The organism is Bradyrhizobium diversitatis (genome assembly GCF_016031635.1).
GTDB classification, from domain to species: Bacteria; Pseudomonadota; Alphaproteobacteria; order Rhizobiales; family Xanthobacteraceae; genus Bradyrhizobium; species Bradyrhizobium diversitatis.
Genome location: NZ_JACEGD010000007.1, coordinates 41,870 through 60,998, shown reverse-complemented (window position 1 = coordinate 60,998; position 19,129 = coordinate 41,870). Strand labels below are relative to the sequence as shown.

Below are 19,129 nucleotides of genomic sequence, written 5' to 3'. Positions count from 1 at the left end.
GATAATTCTCTCGCTTGACAATCGCATCTGTGATCATAAGCTGTGATCAAATCTCTCGCCAGCGCTGGCTGCGCTTCGATCTGCGGAGAACAGAATGAAGGTTGCAGTACTCGGAGGAGGCGCGGGGGGCGCGGCTTCGGTTGCGGAATTGGTTCTCGCGGGCCACTCCGTCCATTTCTGGGCGCGTTCGGCCGAAACGCTTGAGCCGCACATCAAGCTCGGCGGCGTTGCCTTCGACGGTAAGCTCGGCGAAGGGGTCGCGAAGCCTACATTGATTACGACAGATCTCCAGTCGGCCATCTTCGGTGTCGACGTGGCGGTCGTCGTATTGCCGACTTTCTCGCACGCGGCCATAGCCAATGCACTCGCCGCGGCCGGCTGGCCGTGGAGCAAACCGGTCGTGCTGAATCCCGGTCACACCGGAGGAGCGCTGGAATTTGCCGCGACCTATTCCCGCACCGGGCGGGCTGTGCCTCCAGTGGTTGAGTTCTCAACCCTTACCTACGTCGCGCGCAAATATCGTCCCGACGGTGTCACCATTAGCGGCCGGGCAAAGCAACTGAAGGCCGCCGCTCTCAAGGGAGGAGCGGAGGCGCTGGAGGTCGCGTCGAAATTGTACCCGGGTCTCACGCCCGTTCGGGACGTGATCGCCTCCGACCTCTCCAACGTGAACATGGTCCTGCATCCTCCCGGGGCGGTGCTGGGAGCCGCGTGGGTCGAGGCGACCGGTGGCAACTTCACTTTCTATGTCGATGCCATGACGCCCGGGGTTGCCCGCGTCGTGCGGCAATTGGACGAGGAGCGCTTGGCGGTCGCCCGGGCGTTCGGGCATGAGTTGCCAAATTTGATTGAAGAGATGAAGCTGCTCGGCACGGTGGAGGATGACGTGGTTGACGTGACCGACTACCGCGCGGCAATCGCCGGCGGCGAGGCCAATCGCCACATCAAGGGACCGGATTCGCTCGAATACCGCTATTACAAAGAGGATTTCGGTCACGGCCTGCTTCCCTTTTTGGAGTTTGCCCAGATTGCCGACGTCAACGTGCCCGTCGCAGCGTCGCTCTATCGCCTTGCGCAGGCCGCTGTCGGAACCGACTATCGGATCGGTGGGCGGACTGCCGATGCGATGGGCATCACCGGCATGTCCAGGGATCAGCTCATTGAGAAGGTAAGGGCTCCATGAGTTGGCAGAACACAGTTATCGCAGTCGTGGCCGGCGACGCACGCGAGCAGGAGATCGCTCGCTGCGCAGTGAGCGCTGGAGCCGCCGTTCGAGCCTACGGCTTTCCCTGGCCTGATGAGGGCATCGAAGGCGTCTTTCATGCTGCGGACGCAGCCGACGCATTGAAGGGGACCGACATAGCCCTGTTCCCGATTCCCGGCATCAGCGCGGAAGGCGCGCTTTTCGCGCCCAAGTGTCCACAAAAGATCATTCCGACGCGCGAGATGTTGGCCGGCATGAGGCGGCCCGGCAACATTATCCTCGGATGGGCGGATGAGAATCTGAAGGCCCATTGCAAGGCGCTCGGCATAGCGCTGCACGAGTACGAATGGGACGTCGACCTCATGCTGCTGCGGGGGCCGGCGATCGTCGAGGGCGTATTGAAGGTGATCATCGAAAACACAGAGATCACCATCCACAAGGCCAACGTTTGCCTGGTTGGCCAAGGCACCATCGGCTCGCTTCTGACGAAGACGCTGGTCGGGCTTGGGGCTCATGTTCATGTCGCTGCACGCAACCCGGTTCAGCGCGCAGCCGCCTACGCAACAGGCGCCGATGCGCTGACGCTCGAACAATTGCCGGCAGTTCTGCATCGCATGGACATCATTATCGGCAGCGTTCCAAAACGATTGCTCGAGCGCGATCAACTGGCTTTGCTGCCCAAACACGCGCTGCTGGTCGACGTCGCAGCGCCTCCCGGAACGATCGACCGGGACGCTGCCGGCGAACTTGGGCTGAAGGCCATCTGGGCCCGCGGCATGGGCGCGCGTGCACCGATCACCGTCGGCCGCAGCCAGTGGACGGGCATCAGCCGGCGCATAGAGGCAATACTGGAGCAAGCACAATGAAGGCGGATCTGGTCATCAAGAACGCGCGCGTTGTTCGCCACGACGGAGAATTCCACGGCGGCGTTGCGGTGAAGGACGGCAAGATCGTCCTGACCGGGGCTGACGAAGTCCTTCCCGAGGCCAAGCGCACCATCGACGCCGAGGGGCGGGTGTTGATGCCGGGCTTGATCGACCCGCACTGCCATTTGGGCGTGAAGTTTCCGTTTGCCGAGGATATGCGCACCGAGACCGCCGCCGCGGCCTCAGGGGGCGTGACCACGGCGCTTCTTTATATCCGCAATCTGAAGGAGTCCTATCTGCCGTTCTACGCGGAGCGCAAAGCGATCGGCGAGGAAAACTCGGTTATCGACTTCGGCTTTCATTTCGGGATCCAGCGCGAGGAACATATCGCCGAGATCCCGGAGGTCATCGCCAAGACGGGCGTCAAATCCTTCAAATGCTATTTCGGTTATGAGCCTGACAATCCGATCGGCATCGTGCCGGCCACGGACGGCTGGGTCTATGCCGCGATGCGCATCTTGTCGAAGGTTCCCGGCGGGGTGATCAACGTGCACTGCGAGAACACCCAGATCGCGTCCTGGATCAAAAAGGAAATCGCGGCCACCGGCCGTCAGGATCTCGGCGCCTACACCGAGTCCCGCCCGGCCTTGTGCGAGGTGGAAACCATTCGGCGCATGCTTTTCCTTGCCGAGAAGACCGGCTGTTCGCTTCATTTGGTCCATACCTCCGTCGGCATGGGACCGGTACTCGCCGCCGAGGCCCAGGCGCGTGGTGTGCGCGTGACGGTCGAGACCTGTCCTCACTACCTCACTCGCACGTGCTACGACGAAGATCTCGACATGCGTGCGAAGATATCGCCGCCGTTGCGCGACCGGAACGAACTCGAAGGCCTTTGGCAGGGCGTCATGAACGGCTCAGTCTACAGCCTTGGGACGGATCACGTGCCGTTCCTGCCCAAGAAGCTGGAAGATCTTTGGACCGAATTCCCCGGCGTGGTGAGCTTTCCCTGGGAGCTGTCACTGATGCTTCATTTCGGTGTCCATCAGCGCGGTTTGCCGTTGAACCGGCTTGTCGAGCTCAACTCCTTCAACCCAGCTCGACGCTTCGGGCTCTGGCCGCGCAAGGGCCATATCGATGTCGGCTTCGACGCCGACCTCGTGCTGGTCGACCTCGATGAACAGCGCACGGTCAAGCATACCGGGAAGGGCACGTGCATCTATGAAGGATGGACTCTCAAGGGTTGGCCGGTGATGACTGTTGCCCGGGGTGAGGTCGTCTATGAAAACGGTTCCGTTGCCGACAACCACTATGGTCGCGGCCGATGCGTGACCCTGCCGTCATGAGTGGCACGGACTTCCACCGACTCGAGTTGGCAGGCCGAGAGTCGCTCAGGCCCGCCCCAATGTCGGTGAGCGAAGCGGTCGCCGGTATCGTGGCGAGGAAGGCCACGGTGCGCCAGGAGAGGTTATCTGGAATTCACAATCCATGGGGACAAGCGATCGGCTTCACCGACGCCTGGGTTTTTCTCGGCCTTTGCGAGAGCCAGGGCGTCGTCGATGCGGCGCGCGACATCTTGGGGCCGGACATCATCCTGTGGGACAGCGAGCTATTCACGGAAATGCGCAGCTATACCGAGTTCCTGCGCGAGGGGCGGGAGGGTCGTTATTGGCCGGTAAGGCCGTTGGCGGGGGCGGTCGTCTTGTTGCCCGTTGGCCAGGCTGATCCGCAACCGATGGCGATCGGCCTGAACGAGATCGGACAGAATGTGCTCGAGATGCTCGACCCATCGGCGCCGATTTACGTCATCCGGCTGATCCCAGGCACGAGTCATTTCGATCGAGACCCGCAGCATCCTGCCCATCGCCTATGCATGGAGGAGCAGGTTTTGATCAACTATGCCAGCCGTCCATTGTGGCTGCTCAGCGGCGTCGATCGGGCAAAAAACGATCTGGTTACGGGCTTCGCGGCCGCAGTGCCCACATGGGCATCCGGCGCGCTGCCCACCCAACGAGGAGGAGAAATCTGATGCCCTTTGTCGTCGTCGAAATGTGGGAAGGCCGTACAGTCGAGCAGAAGCGCCGGCTAGTAAAGGCTATCACCAATGCAATGGTCGAGGAGGCCGCCTGCAAGCCCGATCATCTGCATGTGGTGATCCATGAAACGCCAAAGGACAGCTGGGGCCGCGCCGGCGTGCTCGGTATCGACATGGTGGAGGACAAGAAATGAGCCTTGAAGCCCTGGATTATCGCAAGTCGGCGCTGCTGGTCATCGATCTCCAGAATGCCTTTATCCACGAGAAGGGCACGCTGGGGATTTCCGGAGTGGATACGAAGCGCCTGTCCTCAATTGTCTCGCCGCTGGCAAGGCTGATCAAGCGCTGCCAGGACGTCGACATTCCCGTCATTTGGACGATGCAGGAGCACTTCGCCGTCGACAGGAATCGTGCCAAGAAGAAGTTGCTCGGCCATACCGCTCGGCGCAAGCAGGTATCCGCACTTGCCGGCAGCTGGGACGAGGAGATCGTCGACGAGCTCAAGCCGCTGGCCGAGTTCAATCCTTCCTTCGTGATCCGCAAGCACCGCTTCGGTGCGTTCTACGAAACTCGGCTCGAGATGATGCTGAAGATGCTGGGCATCCAGCACCTGTTCATCACGGGGGCAACCACCAACGCTTGCGTCGAGACGAGCATCCGCGAAGCCTATCTCCGGGACTTCGACGTGATTGCCGTTGAGGATTGCGTGTCGGGCGTCAATGCGGATTGGGAAGCTACCGCCAAGCAGGTCTGGAAGCAGTACTTCTGCGAGATAGCGCCGTCGTCGGAAGTTCTTGACTGGATCGCCGAGCAAGTGAAGCCGAGGGTCACCAACTATGGTCACCAGTTGATCATGGTCAATGACATCGACAAGTCGGTCGACTTCTATACCCGCCAACTGGGATTCGCGGTCAGGCCGGCCAAGCCCCTGGCTGACGGACGGCCCTTCGTTGCTTTCCACCAGGGCATCGCTCTCATCAACGGCAAGGCTGCAGACCATCGCCAGCTCGATCACATCGCGTTTGAGGTCAACGACGTGCGGGCGCTGGATGCGAAATTGAAAAAGGCTGGCGTGCATTACTATGATGAGCTGCATGACGGGCCTTATGGCTTGACGATCTACATCGCCGATCCGGATGGAACTAAGGTCGAGCTCTATCAGGTCGGAGCTGCCGCCTAACTCCAGAGAGCCGCCCTGCATGCTCATGCGGGGTGCTTCGGACAACGTTCTTCGCGCCAATCGGCAGGCCGAGCCAACCTTGGCTGCCGATTTGCGGCATCACTGCTCCACGCTTCGGTTGCCGCCCGCTCTTAAATCTACTACTGATCACGATATGAGATCACAGGATGCAGGCCATCCAAGTCGTCAAGGACGGTCTCGATGTCCTCAGGCAGGTCGGATGGCGCGTCGCGACATCCTAAGAGAAAAAGAGAGGCGGGAGATGCGGATCGCTAAAACGGAAGTTGCCGCAAACGGCAACGAAGAAGGCAAGCGGCAGCGGGGGCACATCTACGAACGTGTGCTGAGCTATATGCGCAGAGGACTTATGGTCGGGGCCTTTGTTCCCGGCCAGGTCATGAGCTTGCGCAAGCTGGCGGCCGGGCTCGGAACCAGCCCTATGCCCGTTCGGGAAGTGCTGAGCCAACTCGTTGCAGCAAATGCCTTGGAGGAGACCAAGGGAGGCTCCGTACGCGTGCCGAGGCTGAGCCCTGAGAAGCTGAGCGATATCTTTTCAGTGCGCGAACTGCTTGAAGGTACAGCAGCTGAGCTCGCAGCCAAGAAAGCTTCACCTGCGCTCCTTAACGGACTGACGTCCATCAACAAACAGTTGCTTCAGGCGATCGCCAAGCGTGACATCCTGAACTGCCTCTCGTTCAACCAGAAATTCCATTTCACGCTCTACCAGGCGAGTGAATCCGAGACGCTCACGCTCTTGATCGAATCGCTTTGGTTGCAGTTCGGGCCGACCATGTACATGTCATTGCTGATCCCTTCGAAGCCCTGGAGTGCGTCTCATCACGAGGACATTCTGGCGGGGCTGAAGGAGGGCAACTCAACCGCGGTCAAACGCGGAACGATCCAGGACATCCGGACGACCTGCCGGGCACTGCTCAGCATTGCCGGCTCGCAGGGGACCGAGCTGCCCTTCGCGCAAGGAATGGAACTGCAATTCGAGGACTAGAGAACTGGGATCCGGAGTACTGCGCCATGGCAGCAAAGATCGAACAAAAACTGGCCGAACTCGGAATTAGCCTGCCCGAGACCGCATCACCAAGCGCCAACTACGTCCCCGCGCGCAGACTGGGCAGCCAGATCTATATTTCCGGGCAGGTCCCGAGCGAGCGCGGCAAGGACAAGTACACGGGTAAGCTCGGCTCGGACTTCACTGTGGAGCAAGGTCAAGCGGCTGCGCGTCTCTGTGCAATCAATATCCTCGCCCAGCTCAAGCAGGCACTGGACGGCAATCTCGACAGGGTGATTGGGGTCGTTCGGCTGGGCGGTTTTGTCAATGCCGAGCCGGACTTCAAAGATCATCCAAAGGTCATCAACGGGGCGTCTGACCTGATGGTGGAGGTGTTTGGCGAGGCGGGGCGCCACGCCCGCGCAGCGGTCGGCTGCAGTTCATTGCCGCGCAACGTTCCGGTCGAGGTCGACGCAATATTCGAGGTCTACTGAACCATGCAGCCTGCCGCTCCCTCCCTCGACACGCGGATTCCGGTTCATGTGCTGACCGGGTTTCTCGGGAGCGGCAAGACAACATTTCTTCGACACCTGCTCGGCGAGCCGAATCTCGCCGAGACTGCGGTGATCATCAATGAATTCGGCGAAATAGGACTCGACCACCTGCTGGTGCGGGAGGTCACGGAAGATGTGGTCCTGCTGTCGTCCGGATGTCTGTGCTGCGCTGTGCGCGACGATCTCGTGTCAACCTTGGCCGAGCTTCTGGCGATGAGCCGCGACGGCGCGGTGACGCCCTTCCGCCAGGTCGTGGTCGAAACCACCGGCCTCGCCGATCCAGCCCCTATCATACATGCCGTGATGAGCGCTCCGGAACTGCTGCATGGCTATCGCGCCGGCAGCATCGTTACGACCGTCGACGGCGTCAGCGGCCTCAACAGCATTCGAAATTTCACAGAAGCGGCCCAGCAGGTGGCGTTAGCGGATTGCGTTGTCATCACCAAGTCGGATCTTGTCGAGCGTTGGCAATTGGACGCGCTTGGGCTCGATGTCGCCAAGGTCAATCCTTCAGTGCGCACGCAGACCTCGAGCAAGCATGCGATGCCCTCCGCGGCCGACGTCCTGAACCATGCAGCCGACTGGAAGCCCAACTATCTCGCAGTCTCTGACAAGCCTGGGCGAGGAGTGCACAGCCACGGCATCAAGACCTTCACGGTCGAGGTGACGCGTGAAGTCGAATGGCCGGCTTTCGTCGAGTGGCTGGAATTGTTGCTGGCCGCGCGCGGTCAATCCATTCTCCGTGTAAAGGGCTTATTGCCGGTCAGAGGCGACGAGCGTCCGGTCGTGATTCACGGTGTGCAACACGTCGTGTATCCGCCGGAATATTTGCCACGATGGCCGGAAGGTTCGCCTCGCGGCTGGCTGGTGTTCATCGCGCGCAATCTGACGCGCAGCGCGATCGAAAAATCCCTGCCAAGTATCTTCGCCGCCAAGCACTGACGGTCGAACGCGCAGCCGCGCCGATACGATATCGATTGTAAGTTTTCTCTATCACCGCCGGCGTCGAGCCGCTCGGCTTAGACCCGCGCGTCATCCGTCGCCGTCTTCCGTGCTCGTCTTTACGGCGCCGAAATGGACCCGATGCATGAAAAATGGTCGCGGGCAGCCCGCATTCCGCGCTTGACAATACAAAACTGTGATCACATCATGAGATCAAATAAAAGTTGGATTTGGGAAGTGACGCCACCGCACCGAAGCGACGGAGCCCACGTGTTGTGATGTCCGGCGGCGAAACCTGGCCCAAGATTGACAGGGATGAATGATGCCTCGGGTGAATCGCGCAGCAGCAGTGTTGGCCCTGAGCGCGCGCCGGCGGACCGGGTTCTTTCGACGAGATCGCCGAGCGGTCGTCAGATCCGCGCGGCGTCTCCTCGATTGGTTCGTTGAGGAAATCCGACTCTGCCTCGACGGCGCGCTGGTCGGTGAAGTGTTCGTTGACATGCCGGGTGCGTCGAAGGCGGCGATGAACGGTTCTGCTCAAAATAACTGTGATCTTCTAACGCGGTGAGGCTACGGTGGCGAGTACAGATATTGTCAGTGCCGGCAAGGCGCAGCGGAATCAGGGCAGGAGCATGAGCGGCAAGAAACGCGCTCGCACTAGCTGGCTGGAACGTTATTCGGCGCTCCTCGTAGCTGCGATGCTGATCGCTGCTTGGCAAATTCTGGTTCCGCTGTCGGGGCTTTCAGCGTTTGTCCTGCCGACACCGTTGGCTATCGCCACGCGGATGATCAACGATGCGCCGCTGCTTGTCGCCCACCTCTACGTGACGCTGTTTGAGGTGATCGTTGGCTTCGGCATGGGCGTGCTAGTTGGTGTCCCTTTGGCGTTATCGATCTTCTACTCAAGGCCCTTCGAGCGTGCCATTTATCCGATCCTTGTGGGCCTACAGACAGTGCCCAAGGTGTCGCTGGCGCCAATCTTGGTGCTGTATCTCGGCTACGGTTGGGCACCGAAGATCGTGCTTGCGTTCTTGATCTCGTTCTTCCCGATCGTGATATCGACGGTCGTCGGCCTGCAGTCCCTCGACACGAATCTCGTCAATCTTGTCCGCTCAATGGGCGCAAACGAGTGGCAAACCTTCTTCAAGCTGCGTCTGCCAGCAGCGCTGCCCAATATCTTCGGTGGCTTCAAGGTAGCCATATCTCTCGCCGTCATTGGTGCGGTCATCGGTGAGTACGTCGCTGCCGAACGGGGGCTCGGCTATCTGCAGCTTCAGGCAAATTCGCTGTTCGATACCACGCTCAACTTCGCGACCGTCGTGACGATCTCACTACTCGGCGTGATCCTTTACTACATCATCGACGTGGTGGAAGCGCGCGTTTCCTACAAGCGCGACGACGCAAAATAGGTTGCCTTTGCTAAACGACCGGTAACAACGACGCACAATTGCGAGGCAGTTGCGATGAATACCATCCAAACCACAGGCGCGGCGGTCGAAATTTCACACCTTTCGAAGGTCTACAAGACCCGTGAAGATGACGACGTCGTGGCCATCGAACGGATAGATCTACAGTTCGAGCCAGGCACCTTCGTCGCCGTGGTGGGGCCGAGCGGGTGCGGTAAGAGCACCTTACTTTCAATGCTCGCGGGCCTCGTCTCCGCCTCGACAGGCAAGATCGCCATCGACGGGGACGCGATCAGCCGGCCGCATCCCAAGATCGGTGTCGTCTTTCAGTCGGATCTCCTGCTCTACTGGCGCACCGTACTCGACAACATCTTGCTGCCGATCGAGATCAAGAGGCTCGATCTGTCGAAATTCAGAACGCGTGCCGAGGAGCTACTCGAGCAGGTCGGGCTCAAGGGGTTCGGGAAGAAGTACCCATCGGAGCTTTCGGGCGGCATGCGCCAACGCGTGGCGATATGCCGCGCGCTGATCCAGGAGCCGGGCCTGCTGCTGATGGACGAGCCCTTCGGCGCGCTTGATGCACTCACTCGCGAGCAGATGATCATGGATATGCAGTCCATGTGGCTGAGAGTGCAGAACACGGTTCTGTTTATCACGCACGGTATTGACGAAGCCGTATTTCTCGCCGATCGCGTGCTGGTCATGTCGCCGCGCCCCGGTCGGATCGATCTTGATCTCAAAATCGATATGCCCCGTCCACGACAGTGGAGCAAGGTCCACGAGGACAAGGTCTACCATGGCTACGTCCGCCAGATCCGCGACATCTTTGAGGCTAAAGGCGTGCTCGTCGCCCACTGAGCAAGCGTAGACGCGTCAGTTTTCAAGAGAACTAGGCATGAGTGCCGCAGGATGATTGCCTGCGGAGGATGACTTGCGTCCGAAATCAGGCGGGCGTGAGCCCGTTGAGGGATCTTGTGCGGAGTTGGATTCGATCGGCGCCGAGGTCCTCGGCGCCGCTTCCAAGGACGCGTCGCATTTCGTGTAACGCGTCGAGTGTGCCCGACCGGCATCTCGTTTTTTGAAGAGGGGGACTAAACATGCTTTCTGCCAAACTTGTGAGTCGAACAATAGTTGCGATCGGCCTTATCGCTTGTGCATGTGCGGCCAGAGCTGCGGATGAACAGGCTCCAGTCAAGGCAAAGCCAAAACCGGTTGTGGACGCACCGTTCTTCCTGGTGAATGACAACAGGCTCACCTACTCCTACCAGTTTACGGCCACGGATCCCGGTGCCTTCAGCACCCGGCCGGACGGGACCATCAACGGCAAGACCGCGAAGCAGGTCTATTCATTCACTCATTTCGACATATGGGCTTACGGCACAAACTTCTTCAATATTGATATGTTGAAATCCGATCACAACGATCCTGCCTCACCTTGCTCGCCTGCCGGCATCCTGCCCTTTGGGCCCCAAGGGACTTGCGCTGGTGCGACGGAGTTCTACGGTATAGAGCGCAGCACGTTCGGCTGGAATGAGCTATTCAACACAAAGCAGTTCAGCATGGGGCCGCTGCGAAATATTTCGTTCGAGGTCGGCGCCGATATCGGAGCGGCAAACAGTTATTTTGCACCCGCGACGAACAATATCGTCGCCGGTCTGCAGTTCGCCTTCGATCTTCCGTACAAAGGCTATTTCAACGTGGCGCCGCTGGTAGTCTACAACATAGCAAACCACAAATCGTTTCTTCAGTGCGGTCTATTCAATCCGGGCGTTCCTGGCGTAACCTGCCTTGCGGACGGAAACAGGGTGTTCCCGCCTACTTGGAAGATTGAAACCAATTACTACATGGATCTGGGATTCCTCCCTGAAAGCATCAGGTATTTCGCGATCAGCGGCCGTCTTTCCCTGACCGGAGCGAAGGGCGATATCAATACCCTTCCTGCGCTGTCCGGCGTCGGACGGTTCAGCAACGCCAGCAAGATCGAATTGAACAGCGAGCCGATCCGCTTAACGTTCGACGCCAGCAAGGCTTTCATTGGTCCGAAATACAGTCACTTTGTCGACGTCTGGGTTGCCTACCGATATTGGCAGAACAAGTATGGGCTTGATAGCAATGCCACTCCCGGCACCTGCACCGTCGCGGCAACGGGCGTCAGCACCAACAGCTGCACAGAAAAGTCAGCCAGCGCAGGCGTCTCGGTGAAATTCTAGCACCTGCTCTCGTTCGCAAAGCAAAGCAAGATGGCGCGGCGGTCAATCACGCGGCGCCATCAAACCTCCTGAACTGCCGCCGGCTCATCACTCAAGCTGCTGGGCTGCGCCAAATCACCAATGTCGGCCTCTAGCGAATCAATTCGGCTGGCGTTCGTTACGCCGCATGCCGCCGTGTTGCGCAAGCATAGCGGCCTGCTTCCGACATCGTCGACCATCCGATGCGGAAACCGGTCTGCGCGTGGACAGTGTGACGCTCAGCGTGGCTTAAAGGCGTCAGACCCACGCCAGAGATGGTGGAATCGAACGGATTTATGACTGCAAGGTACCGCAACACGACGCCGAACAGCACTGTGGTGGCGGCCATGGCGCTGCTCGCAGCTATCGCTTTCTCATCAGCTGCGTTGGCGGCCGACGATGTGCGAGTGCGTTTCAGCTGGAAGCTCAAGGGCGAGTATGGGCACCTCTACCTGGCGCAGGACAGAGGTTTTTATGCTGCCAAAAACCTCGCCGTACGCATGGGGGAAGGCGCAGGTTCGCAGGCGGCACTGGGCGCGCTCGTCCAGGGCCAGGAAGACGTCGTCATCATGCCTGCGATCTTCGCTGCCTCCGCGATCCAGAAGGGCATGCCGATCAAAATTATCGCGCTCTATCATCCAAAGACGCCCGTCGTCATGATCTCGCATCCCGACAAGCCCATCCTCAAGCCGCAGGATCTCGAGGGCAAGATCGTGGCGCATGCCGTCGGCGAGACGGGGACATCCTATCTCGGAACCTTCTGCGCGGTGAATAACATCGACTGCACCAAGATCAAGAAGGTCCAAATGGACGCGCAATCGCGTGTTGCTCAGTTCCTCCAGAATCAGGTTGACGCCGTGAGTATCTATCGCACCAGTGACCTGCCTGTCCTTGAGCAGCGGACCGGAATCAAGTTTCCGATCCTCGATCTCGCGCAATATGGGCTTGTCGTTCCGGGGCTGGCCGCAGTCACGAGCGATGCCGCCATCGCCAGCAAGCCGGATGTCCTCAAGCGCTATCTTGCTGCTGTTGGCGAGGGCATCGACGCCACACGAAGAGATCCGAGGGCCGCTGCGAATGCCATCGCCAAAGTGTGGCAAGTCGGCCCACCGGTGGATGTCATCGAAGCACAAGTCAGGGCAACGATTGACGCGATGGTGCCCGAGGAGGGAAAGCCCATCGGCTGGGTCGACGTGAAGCTCATCGAACAAGCGATCGAATTGCTCAAGACCGAACAAGCTATCGATCATCCAAAGTCCGCGGCATCGTTCTTTACCAATGAACTGCTCGCCAACTGACTTGCCAGAGATTGCATGCGAGTCCGACTGTGGGCGTCGGGCAAGGTCAGGCGTATGAAGCCTTAGCATTGCGTTCACATATTCCTGTCCAACGCCCGCAAGTCGGACCAGGACGGCAATTTTCGATGAACAGGCTCGCGGGCCTTTAGCGCATCGTTGCTTGGGCAAGCCTATGGTGAGACCATGCAAGCTGCGGGATGCTGATCCCGCCTCTGAAGATCATAAGTCATCAGCGGATCCCAAGAAGTTTCCTCCGGTGGGATCATGGCCTTGACATTGAGAATCTCGGTCCGGCGGTTGAATTGCTTGCGCAGATGCTCGACGCACCGCGGATAGAAGCTAACTCCGCGAAATCGCCTCAAAATCTCTAAACGATGACCACAAGAATCACGTTCGTTGCCGACGGTGCCGTTCGCAGTATTGACGCGTTGAACGATCCGGTGAAAGCGAACGGCGCAGGAGTGATGGAATCGTTCAATGGCGAACAAGTCCAGGAGAGATGATGAAGTTGGTGAAGACCTCTGCAGTCGCATGTGTCCTTTCGGCTTTGCTTGCCGGCCCAGTGCTTGCGCAAGACCTTTCGACCGACGCCAAGAGCCGCGGCGGCGTGCAAGGCAAGAGCATACAGGGGGGCATGAGCGATGATGAGGATTCGACCGCTCAGCTCGGCGCGGCGGACCGAAAGGCAGGTATGAAGCCGGTCAAGAGCACAAAGGGTGCAACCGGCACTACAGGAACCGCTCCGAACAAGGGGGCAGCTGACGATACCTCAGTCGGTGGCACGCCGACCACCGGCAAGCGCCACTAAGGGCGCCTCGTATCGGTAAACCTCCGGTCGCGCGCAGGCGGCCGGAGGTTTTTTCCGTGTTAGTTTGATCCCGGCGCGAATGGCCCGGCAGCAAGCAATCAAGTTGATTGTTGCGTCAAGGCTATCCGCGCCCCCTGCGGCTCGATCCATCAAAATGAGTTGCTGTTCGACATAGGGCGGAAGCATTTGCCGGTGGTCTTACCGCGGAAGAAAGCTCCGTCAGCTGGTCGAGTTTGCGCTCCAACACGACGTTCTTTTCAATTCGCGATTTTGTCTGGCTTGATTGTCAAGTGATATTTCTGATTTCTCCCGGCGCGCGCGGATGATTGTTTTGTCAGCCAAGCTTTGGATGCGCCCCGACCTGCTGATGCTATCGCTTATCAAGGTCGCGTAGCGCCGAATGGTGATGCTCGGGGCGGATGCTCCCAGCTCTGCAGCGGAGTACGGTCGAGCCACCACCCCATGAATGAGGTCGTCACAGCACGTTCCGGCAAGTCATCGCTAGTCCGGCTGCCCGGATCGGGAGCTGACAACTAGAATCAGGCGTCCTTCGCCTTATTCCAGTCAATCATGTGCCATCAACTGAAGCAGTGGAGAGGCTATCGCGGTTTTCTGCGCAACGGGGACCTTTGCCTTTCTCATGCCAATCCGCTTTGCGAGCTTCATGCCCAGGCTGTCATCGGCATTCAAATTTGACCTCCCGCGGATTGTTCGCGAGCTTGCGCGGTACTTCCGGAGTTCCTACGCTACGGCCTCGGAGCTCGGGGCGCCTTGTCGGGGCGTTGCTGACGTGACGGACAATTGCAGCCGAGGGAGTTCACCTGATGCAAGGGGATCCGACGTCGCACGGACTCTGGGAACTGACGGCTCCGCATGCACCTCAGACCGCTCGTCTGGCTGGCGAGATGGACGTCGATGTCCTCGTCATCGGTGGCGGATATACCGGGCTTTCGTCCGCTCTCCATCTTGCTGAAGGAGGAACGCGCGTCGCTGTCCTCGAGGCGTCTGAGATCGGCTTCGGTGGCTCCGGACGCAATGTCGGTCTCGTGAATGCAGGTATGTGGGTCATGCCGGACACTCTCGCAGCGACGCTGGGACAAACCCTTGGGGAGCGCCTGATCGATCTGCTCGGTCATGGGCCGCGACGGGTGTTCGATCTTATCGCGCAACATGACATTGAATGCGAGCAAGAGCCCACGGGCACGTTGCACTGTGCAGTCGGACGCAGGGGATTGGAAGAAATCAAAGCTCGTGCTGAACAATGGCAGCGACGTGGTGCGCCGGTCGAGATTCTCGATGCCGAGGAGACACGCCGGAGGATCGGCGGTGGCGACTACGCCGGTGCACTGCTGGATAAACGCGCTGGCACAATTCAGCCGCTGGCCTATGTTCGTGGTTTGGCTCGTGCCGCGCTTGCTGCGGGCGCGCAAATATTCACTCAGAGTGCTGCTCTCACCGCCAGCGACGGCGGCTCGCGCTGGAAGGTCAATACGGCAGCCGGATCTGTGCGTGCAGATTGGGTGATTGTTGCCACCGATGCCTACGCGCGAGGACCCTGGTCGCAGGTCCGGCAGGAGCAGATCCAACTGCCTTACTTCAACTTTGCGACCCAACCTCTCTCGGATAATTTGAGAGCATCGATCCTCCCTGAACGCCAGGGAGCCTGGGATACGAAACAGGTGCTCAGTTCATTTCGCTTCGACCGTACAGGTCGGCTCGTTTATGGCAGCATCGGTGCTCTTGAGCGGAGCAGTGCAGCAGTGCACAGGGCGTGGGCCATCCGCTCGCTGGGCAAGCTGTTTCCTCAGCTCGCCGACATCGAATTCGAGGCCGGTTGGTTCGGGACGATCGGTATGACCACGGACAACCTACCCCGCTTTCACAAGTTGGACCGCAACGTAATTGGATTCAATGGATACAATGGCCGCGGAATTGCGCCAGGCACTGTGTTCGGCGGCGTGCTCGCGTCCTATGTGCTAGGGCAGGTTGCGGACAAAGATCTCCCGCTTCCGATCGCACCGGTGGAGGAGCCACGCTTCCGCACCACGCGGGAGGCGCTCTATCGCATCGGGGCGCAACTCGTTCATTTGACCGAAGCCCGGCTCTGACCCGTCAGTTCTCGGTAGCCCGCGAGCTCCACGGAAGGCACATGCTGGCTTCTCGCCGACGTAGTGCAACTCTGCCGGCCTCGGAGAGGGCTACTGGCAATCTCGCTCGATCGCTGGCGTAGGATGGCGATCTATGTTCGAACTCCCAACACCGTTCTCAACGTGCTCACCAGTTTGAAAGAAGGAACGAGCCGACGCCGGTCGCGACAGTCCAAAAACTTCTTGATCTCCGCAAGTCAATCAAGCGGCTCAGTGATGTTTTCCCCTCGATGATACTGGACGTCGGCTTTGCTACCGATGATTCCGTGCCCACGCGCCATGGATTTGGCGCAGATCGGCACGTTTCGGACAAGCGCAATGCAAAACGCGTTCGGTTTGAGCATGAATTCCAGGCGCCCTTGTGGACGCTGACAGCGCATGGCGCGATCTTTGTGAGTTTGTCAGCTTTCGTACGATTGTCGGTGAGCTGACGCTAGGCACACGGATGCGAAGGGTCTGTCGATCCAGCTGTTTTCACCGCCGGCACGTAAGTTGCGTGGGTCGGCACACCACCACCATCCAGGGCTCGGTGTGCAGGAGCGGAATCAGTCAGCGCACCAACTCCGAGCCGCAACGGGCTATGCGGACGTACTCATTGCTTCAAAGGAGTAAACTATTGCGGGCCATATGAGTTGCCAGCTTACGGGAACGTCCGATGCCCCGAGGATCGGTCGTGGCGTCAGTTCTCCTCGGCAACTATGGCCGCGCGATCGAGGAAATGCCGTTGTCCGGAGCCGCGTGCCAAGTAGGCTCTGAACGGACAACGTGGAGAGGCGGCTTGCATGGAACAGTACACAGCCTACATGGTCACACGAGACGGGCATCTCGTCGGCTTTGTCGAGTTTCTCTGTTCCGATGAAGGGACCGCCACGGAGCGGGTGCGGAAACTTGCAACCGACCACGCGGTTGAGCTTTGGCAGAACGATCGTAAGATTGCAGCATATGAATGATGCCAGTGGCTCTGCGAAAAGGGGGCGATTGAGATGAGCACTCGGCGAATTTAGGTTGGCGCCCGCCCTGGACTCGGCAGATGTTCGATATCCGCTAAGCAGGTCGATCTCCGAGAGAGTTGTCGAACATGCTCGGCACACAACAAAAACCCCGGCATCGCTGCCGGGGCTTCGCATTCCGTTGTTTGCCTGAATGGCTGGATCAGAAGTCCATCCCGCCCATGCCGCCCATGCCGCCGCCCGGAGGCATTGCGGGGCCGGCGCCGCCCTTCTTGGGCAGCTCGGCGACCATGGCTTCGGTGGTGATCAGCAGTGCCGCAACCGAGGCTGCGTTCTGGATCGCGGTGCGCACGACCTTCGTCGGATCGATGATGCCTTTGGTGACAAGGTTGCCGTACTCGCCGGTCTGCGAGTCGAAGCCATAGGCGTATTGATCCTTCTCGAGGATCTTGCCGACGATCACCGAGCCGTCTTCACCGGCGTTAATCGCGATCTGGCGAGCGGGAGCCGAGAGCGCCTTGCGCACGATCTCGACGCCGGTCTTCTGGTCGTCGTTCTTGGTGCGCAGGCCCTTGAGCTGCTCGGAGGCACGGAGCAGGGCGACGCCGCCGCCCGGAACGATGCCTTCCTCGACCGCCGCGCGGGTCGCATGCATCGCGTCATCAACGCGATCCTTGCGCTCCTTCACCTCGACCTCGGTCGCCCCGCCGACGCGGATCACCGCGACGCCGCCCGCGAGCTTGGCGAGACGCTCCTGGAGCTTCTCACGGTCGTAGTCCGAGGTGGTCTCCTCGATCTGCGCCTTGATCTGGGCCACGCGCGCCTCGATGTCGGCCTTCTTGCCGGCGCCGTTGACGATCGTGGTGTTCTCCTTGTCGATCATCACCTTCTTGGCGCGACCGAGCATGTTGAGCGTGACGTTCTCGAGCTTGATGCCGAGATCTTCCGAGATCGCCTGGCCGCCGGTCAGGATCGCGATGTCCTGCAGCATGGCCTTGCGGCGATCGCCGAAGCCCGGAGCCTTCACGGCTGCGACCTTGAGGCCGCCGCGCAGGCGGTTCACGACCAGGGTCGCGAGAGCTTCGCCTTCGACGTCCTCGGCAACGATGACCAGCGGCTTGCCGGTCTGCACCACGGCCTCGAGCAGCGGCAGCAGCTCGTTCAGCGAGGAGAGCTTCTTCTCGTTGATGAGGATGTAGGCGTCGTCCATCTCAACGCGCATCTTGTCGGCGTTGGTGACGAAGTAGGGCGAGATGTAGCCGCGGTCGAACTGCATGCCCTCGACGACGTCGAGTTCGGTCTCGAGCGACTTGGCTTCCTCGACGGTGATGACACCCTCGTTGCCGACCTTCTTCATGGCGTCGGAGAGGAACTTGCCGATCTCGGCATCGCCGTTGGCCGAGATGGTGCCGACCTGGGCGATCTCGTCGTTCGAGGTCACCTTCTTGGAGTTCTTCTGCAGGTCCGCAACCACGGCTTCGACCGCGAGGTCGATACCGCGCTTGAGGTCCATCGGGTTCATGCCGGCGGCGACCGACTTGGCGCCTTCGCGCACGATCGCAGCCGCCAGAACGGTCGCGGTAGTGGTGCCGTCGCCGGCCGCATCAGCGGACTTGGAGGCGACTTCGCGCACCATCTGTGCGCCCATGTTCTCGAACTTGTCGTCGAGCTCGATCTCCTTGGCGACGGTGACGCCGTCCTTGGTAATGCGGGGAGCGCCGAACGACTTGTCGAGCACGACGTTGCGGCCCTTCGGACCGAGCGTGACCTTCACCGCGTTGTTGAGGATGTCGACGCCGCGCAGCATGCGGTCGCGGGCATCGACGCCGAATTTGACTTCTTTAGCTGACATATTGGTGTCCCTGAGTTGACTGGGTCTCATCTCACTCTTGAGGCGCCCGGCAGGCGCTCCTCAGGGGTGAGCGGTGCGAGCGGTTGGATTAGGCGGCCTTCTTCTTGGCCGACGCATCGGTGAGAACGCCCATGATGTCGCTCTCCTTCATGATCAAGAGATCCTGGTTGTCGATCTTGACCTCGGTGCCCGACCACTTGCCGAACAGCACCCGGTCGCCGACCTGGACGTCGATCGGGATCAGCTTGCCGCTCTCGTCGCGGCCGCCGGGGCCGACGGCGATCACTTCGCCCTGGGAGGGCTTTTCCTTGGCCGTGTCGGGAATGATGATGCCGCCGGCGGTCTTCTCTTCTGCGTCGATGCGCTTGACCACGACGCGGTCGTGAAGCGGACGGAATTTCATGCAGTCCTCCTAAGCATTTGCTCGGGTTGATGATTTCAGATTGTTAGCAGTCGATGCTCGCGAGTGCCAGTGCGTGCGGAGCTCAAGTAGGGCTGATCTTTTCGGAAGCAAGGGTCCGGCAGAAAAAAAGGCCCTCACGGAATCTGCCGACTGTTCGGGGCCATGCCGGCGAACAACCGGACCGGCGACCAACTGCTGCCTAGGAGTTTTCCTCACTATCCCGCGCGGACTCGTACTCGTGATGGCGCGCTGATGC

At 59.9% G+C, this 19,129-nt stretch carries 19 protein-coding genes; 16 read left to right on the top strand and 3 right to left on the bottom strand.

Annotated elements, in window-relative coordinates; all coding sequences use genetic code 11:
• Positions 1-94 precede the first annotated feature (94 nt).
• The 12 genes from H1B27_RS08450 (at position 95) to H1B27_RS08390 (ending at position 11,397) form a co-directional block, all read left to right on the top strand.
• Positions 95-1,183, top strand: coding sequence for an NAD/NADP octopine/nopaline dehydrogenase family protein (locus H1B27_RS08450; protein ID WP_197965699.1), 1,089 nt, complete (start codon positions 95-97; stop codon positions 1,181-1,183).
• Complete coding sequence (locus H1B27_RS08445; RefSeq protein WP_197965698.1) at positions 1,180-2,070, top strand: dipicolinate synthase subunit DpsA; 891 nt, start codon at positions 1,180-1,182, stop codon at positions 2,068-2,070. Before H1B27_RS08450 ends, H1B27_RS08445 begins: the two co-directional genes overlap by 4 nt.
• The gene (locus H1B27_RS08440; protein WP_197965697.1) at positions 2,067-3,413 is read left to right on the top strand and encodes a dihydroorotase; all 1,347 of its coding nucleotides are present in this window, start codon (positions 2,067-2,069) and stop codon (positions 3,411-3,413) included. The genes H1B27_RS08445 and H1B27_RS08440 overlap by 4 nt, the downstream gene beginning before the upstream one ends.
• 59 nt (positions 3,414-3,472) lie before the next feature.
• Entirely contained in the window at positions 3,473-4,096 is a 624-nt protein-coding gene (locus H1B27_RS08435; RefSeq protein WP_246515283.1) for a resolvase, read from the top strand.
• Positions 4,096-4,296, top strand: a complete 201-nt coding sequence (gene thmT / locus H1B27_RS08430; RefSeq protein ID WP_200518423.1) for a 2-hydroxymuconate tautomerase — start codon at positions 4,096-4,098, stop codon at positions 4,294-4,296. The genes H1B27_RS08435 and thmT overlap by 1 nt, the downstream gene beginning before the upstream one ends.
• A complete protein-coding gene (locus tag H1B27_RS08425; RefSeq protein WP_197965694.1) occupies positions 4,293-5,282 on the top strand; it encodes an isochorismatase family protein in 990 nt (329 codons plus the stop codon). Before thmT ends, H1B27_RS08425 begins: the two co-directional genes overlap by 4 nt.
• Positions 5,283-5,502: 220 nt before the next feature.
• Positions 5,503-6,285 (top strand): GntR family transcriptional regulator, encoded by a 783-nt coding sequence (locus H1B27_RS08420; RefSeq protein ID WP_246515281.1) that lies wholly within the window; start codon positions 5,503-5,505, stop codon positions 6,283-6,285.
• A 26-nt stretch (positions 6,286-6,311) separates the two neighbouring features.
• Entirely contained in the window at positions 6,312-6,779 is a 468-nt protein-coding gene (locus H1B27_RS08415) for a RidA family protein (RefSeq protein ID WP_197965693.1), read from the top strand.
• A gap of 3 nt (positions 6,780-6,782) precedes the next feature.
• Positions 6,783-7,781 carry a CobW family GTP-binding protein gene (locus H1B27_RS08410; protein ID WP_197965692.1) on the top strand — a complete coding sequence of 333 codons (999 nt, stop codon included), beginning with the start codon at positions 6,783-6,785 and terminating at the stop codon, positions 7,779-7,781.
• A 632-nt stretch (positions 7,782-8,413) separates the two neighbouring features.
• Positions 8,414-9,190 (top strand): ABC transporter permease, encoded by a 777-nt coding sequence (locus H1B27_RS08400; protein WP_197965691.1) that lies wholly within the window; start codon positions 8,414-8,416, stop codon positions 9,188-9,190.
• Positions 9,191-9,244: 54 nt separating this feature from the next.
• Entirely contained in the window at positions 9,245-10,045 is an 801-nt protein-coding gene (locus H1B27_RS08395; protein WP_197965690.1) for an ABC transporter ATP-binding protein, read from the top strand.
• Between the two features lie 239 nt (positions 10,046-10,284).
• Positions 10,285-11,397 (top strand): hypothetical protein, encoded by a 1,113-nt coding sequence (locus H1B27_RS08390; RefSeq protein WP_197965689.1) that lies wholly within the window; start codon positions 10,285-10,287, stop codon positions 11,395-11,397.
• Between the two features lie 157 nt (positions 11,398-11,554).
• On the opposite strand, the gene H1B27_RS08385 is transcribed toward H1B27_RS08390, so the two are convergent.
• On the bottom strand, positions 11,555-11,764 hold the full coding sequence (locus H1B27_RS08385) for a hypothetical protein (protein ID WP_197965824.1): 210 nt from the start codon (positions 11,762-11,764) through the stop codon (positions 11,555-11,557).
• On the opposite strand from H1B27_RS08385, the gene H1B27_RS08380 reads away from it, so the two are divergent.
• The 4 genes from H1B27_RS08380 to H1B27_RS08365 all read left to right on the top strand — a co-directional run bounded on the left by H1B27_RS08380 (position 11,763) and on the right by H1B27_RS08365 (position 16,618).
• A complete protein-coding gene (locus H1B27_RS08380) occupies positions 11,763-12,713 on the top strand; it encodes an ABC transporter substrate-binding protein (RefSeq protein WP_246515279.1) in 951 nt (316 codons plus the stop codon). The two genes, H1B27_RS08385 and H1B27_RS08380, sit on opposite strands and share 2 nt — an antisense overlap.
• A gap of 502 nt (positions 12,714-13,215) precedes the next feature.
• Complete coding sequence (locus tag H1B27_RS08375) at positions 13,216-13,521, top strand: hypothetical protein (protein ID WP_197965687.1); 306 nt, start codon at positions 13,216-13,218, stop codon at positions 13,519-13,521.
• Between the two features lie 824 nt (positions 13,522-14,345).
• Complete coding sequence (locus H1B27_RS08370; protein ID WP_197965686.1) at positions 14,346-15,629, top strand: NAD(P)/FAD-dependent oxidoreductase; 1,284 nt, start codon at positions 14,346-14,348, stop codon at positions 15,627-15,629.
• A gap of 821 nt (positions 15,630-16,450) precedes the next feature.
• A complete protein-coding gene (locus tag H1B27_RS08365) occupies positions 16,451-16,618 on the top strand; it encodes a hypothetical protein (protein WP_197965685.1) in 168 nt (55 codons plus the stop codon).
• Between the two features lie 202 nt (positions 16,619-16,820).
• Here the strand turns inward: H1B27_RS08365 and groL are convergent, their stop codons facing one another.
• Together groL and H1B27_RS08355 are read right to left on the bottom strand one after the other, a co-directional pair.
• The gene (gene groL / locus H1B27_RS08360; protein ID WP_197965684.1) at positions 16,821-18,470 is read right to left on the bottom strand and encodes a chaperonin GroEL; all 1,650 of its coding nucleotides are present in this window, start codon (positions 18,468-18,470) and stop codon (positions 16,821-16,823) included.
• 88 nt (positions 18,471-18,558) lie between these two features.
• Entirely contained in the window at positions 18,559-18,873 is a 315-nt protein-coding gene (locus H1B27_RS08355) for a co-chaperone GroES (RefSeq protein WP_197965683.1), read from the bottom strand.
• Positions 18,874-19,129 lie beyond the last annotated feature (256 nt).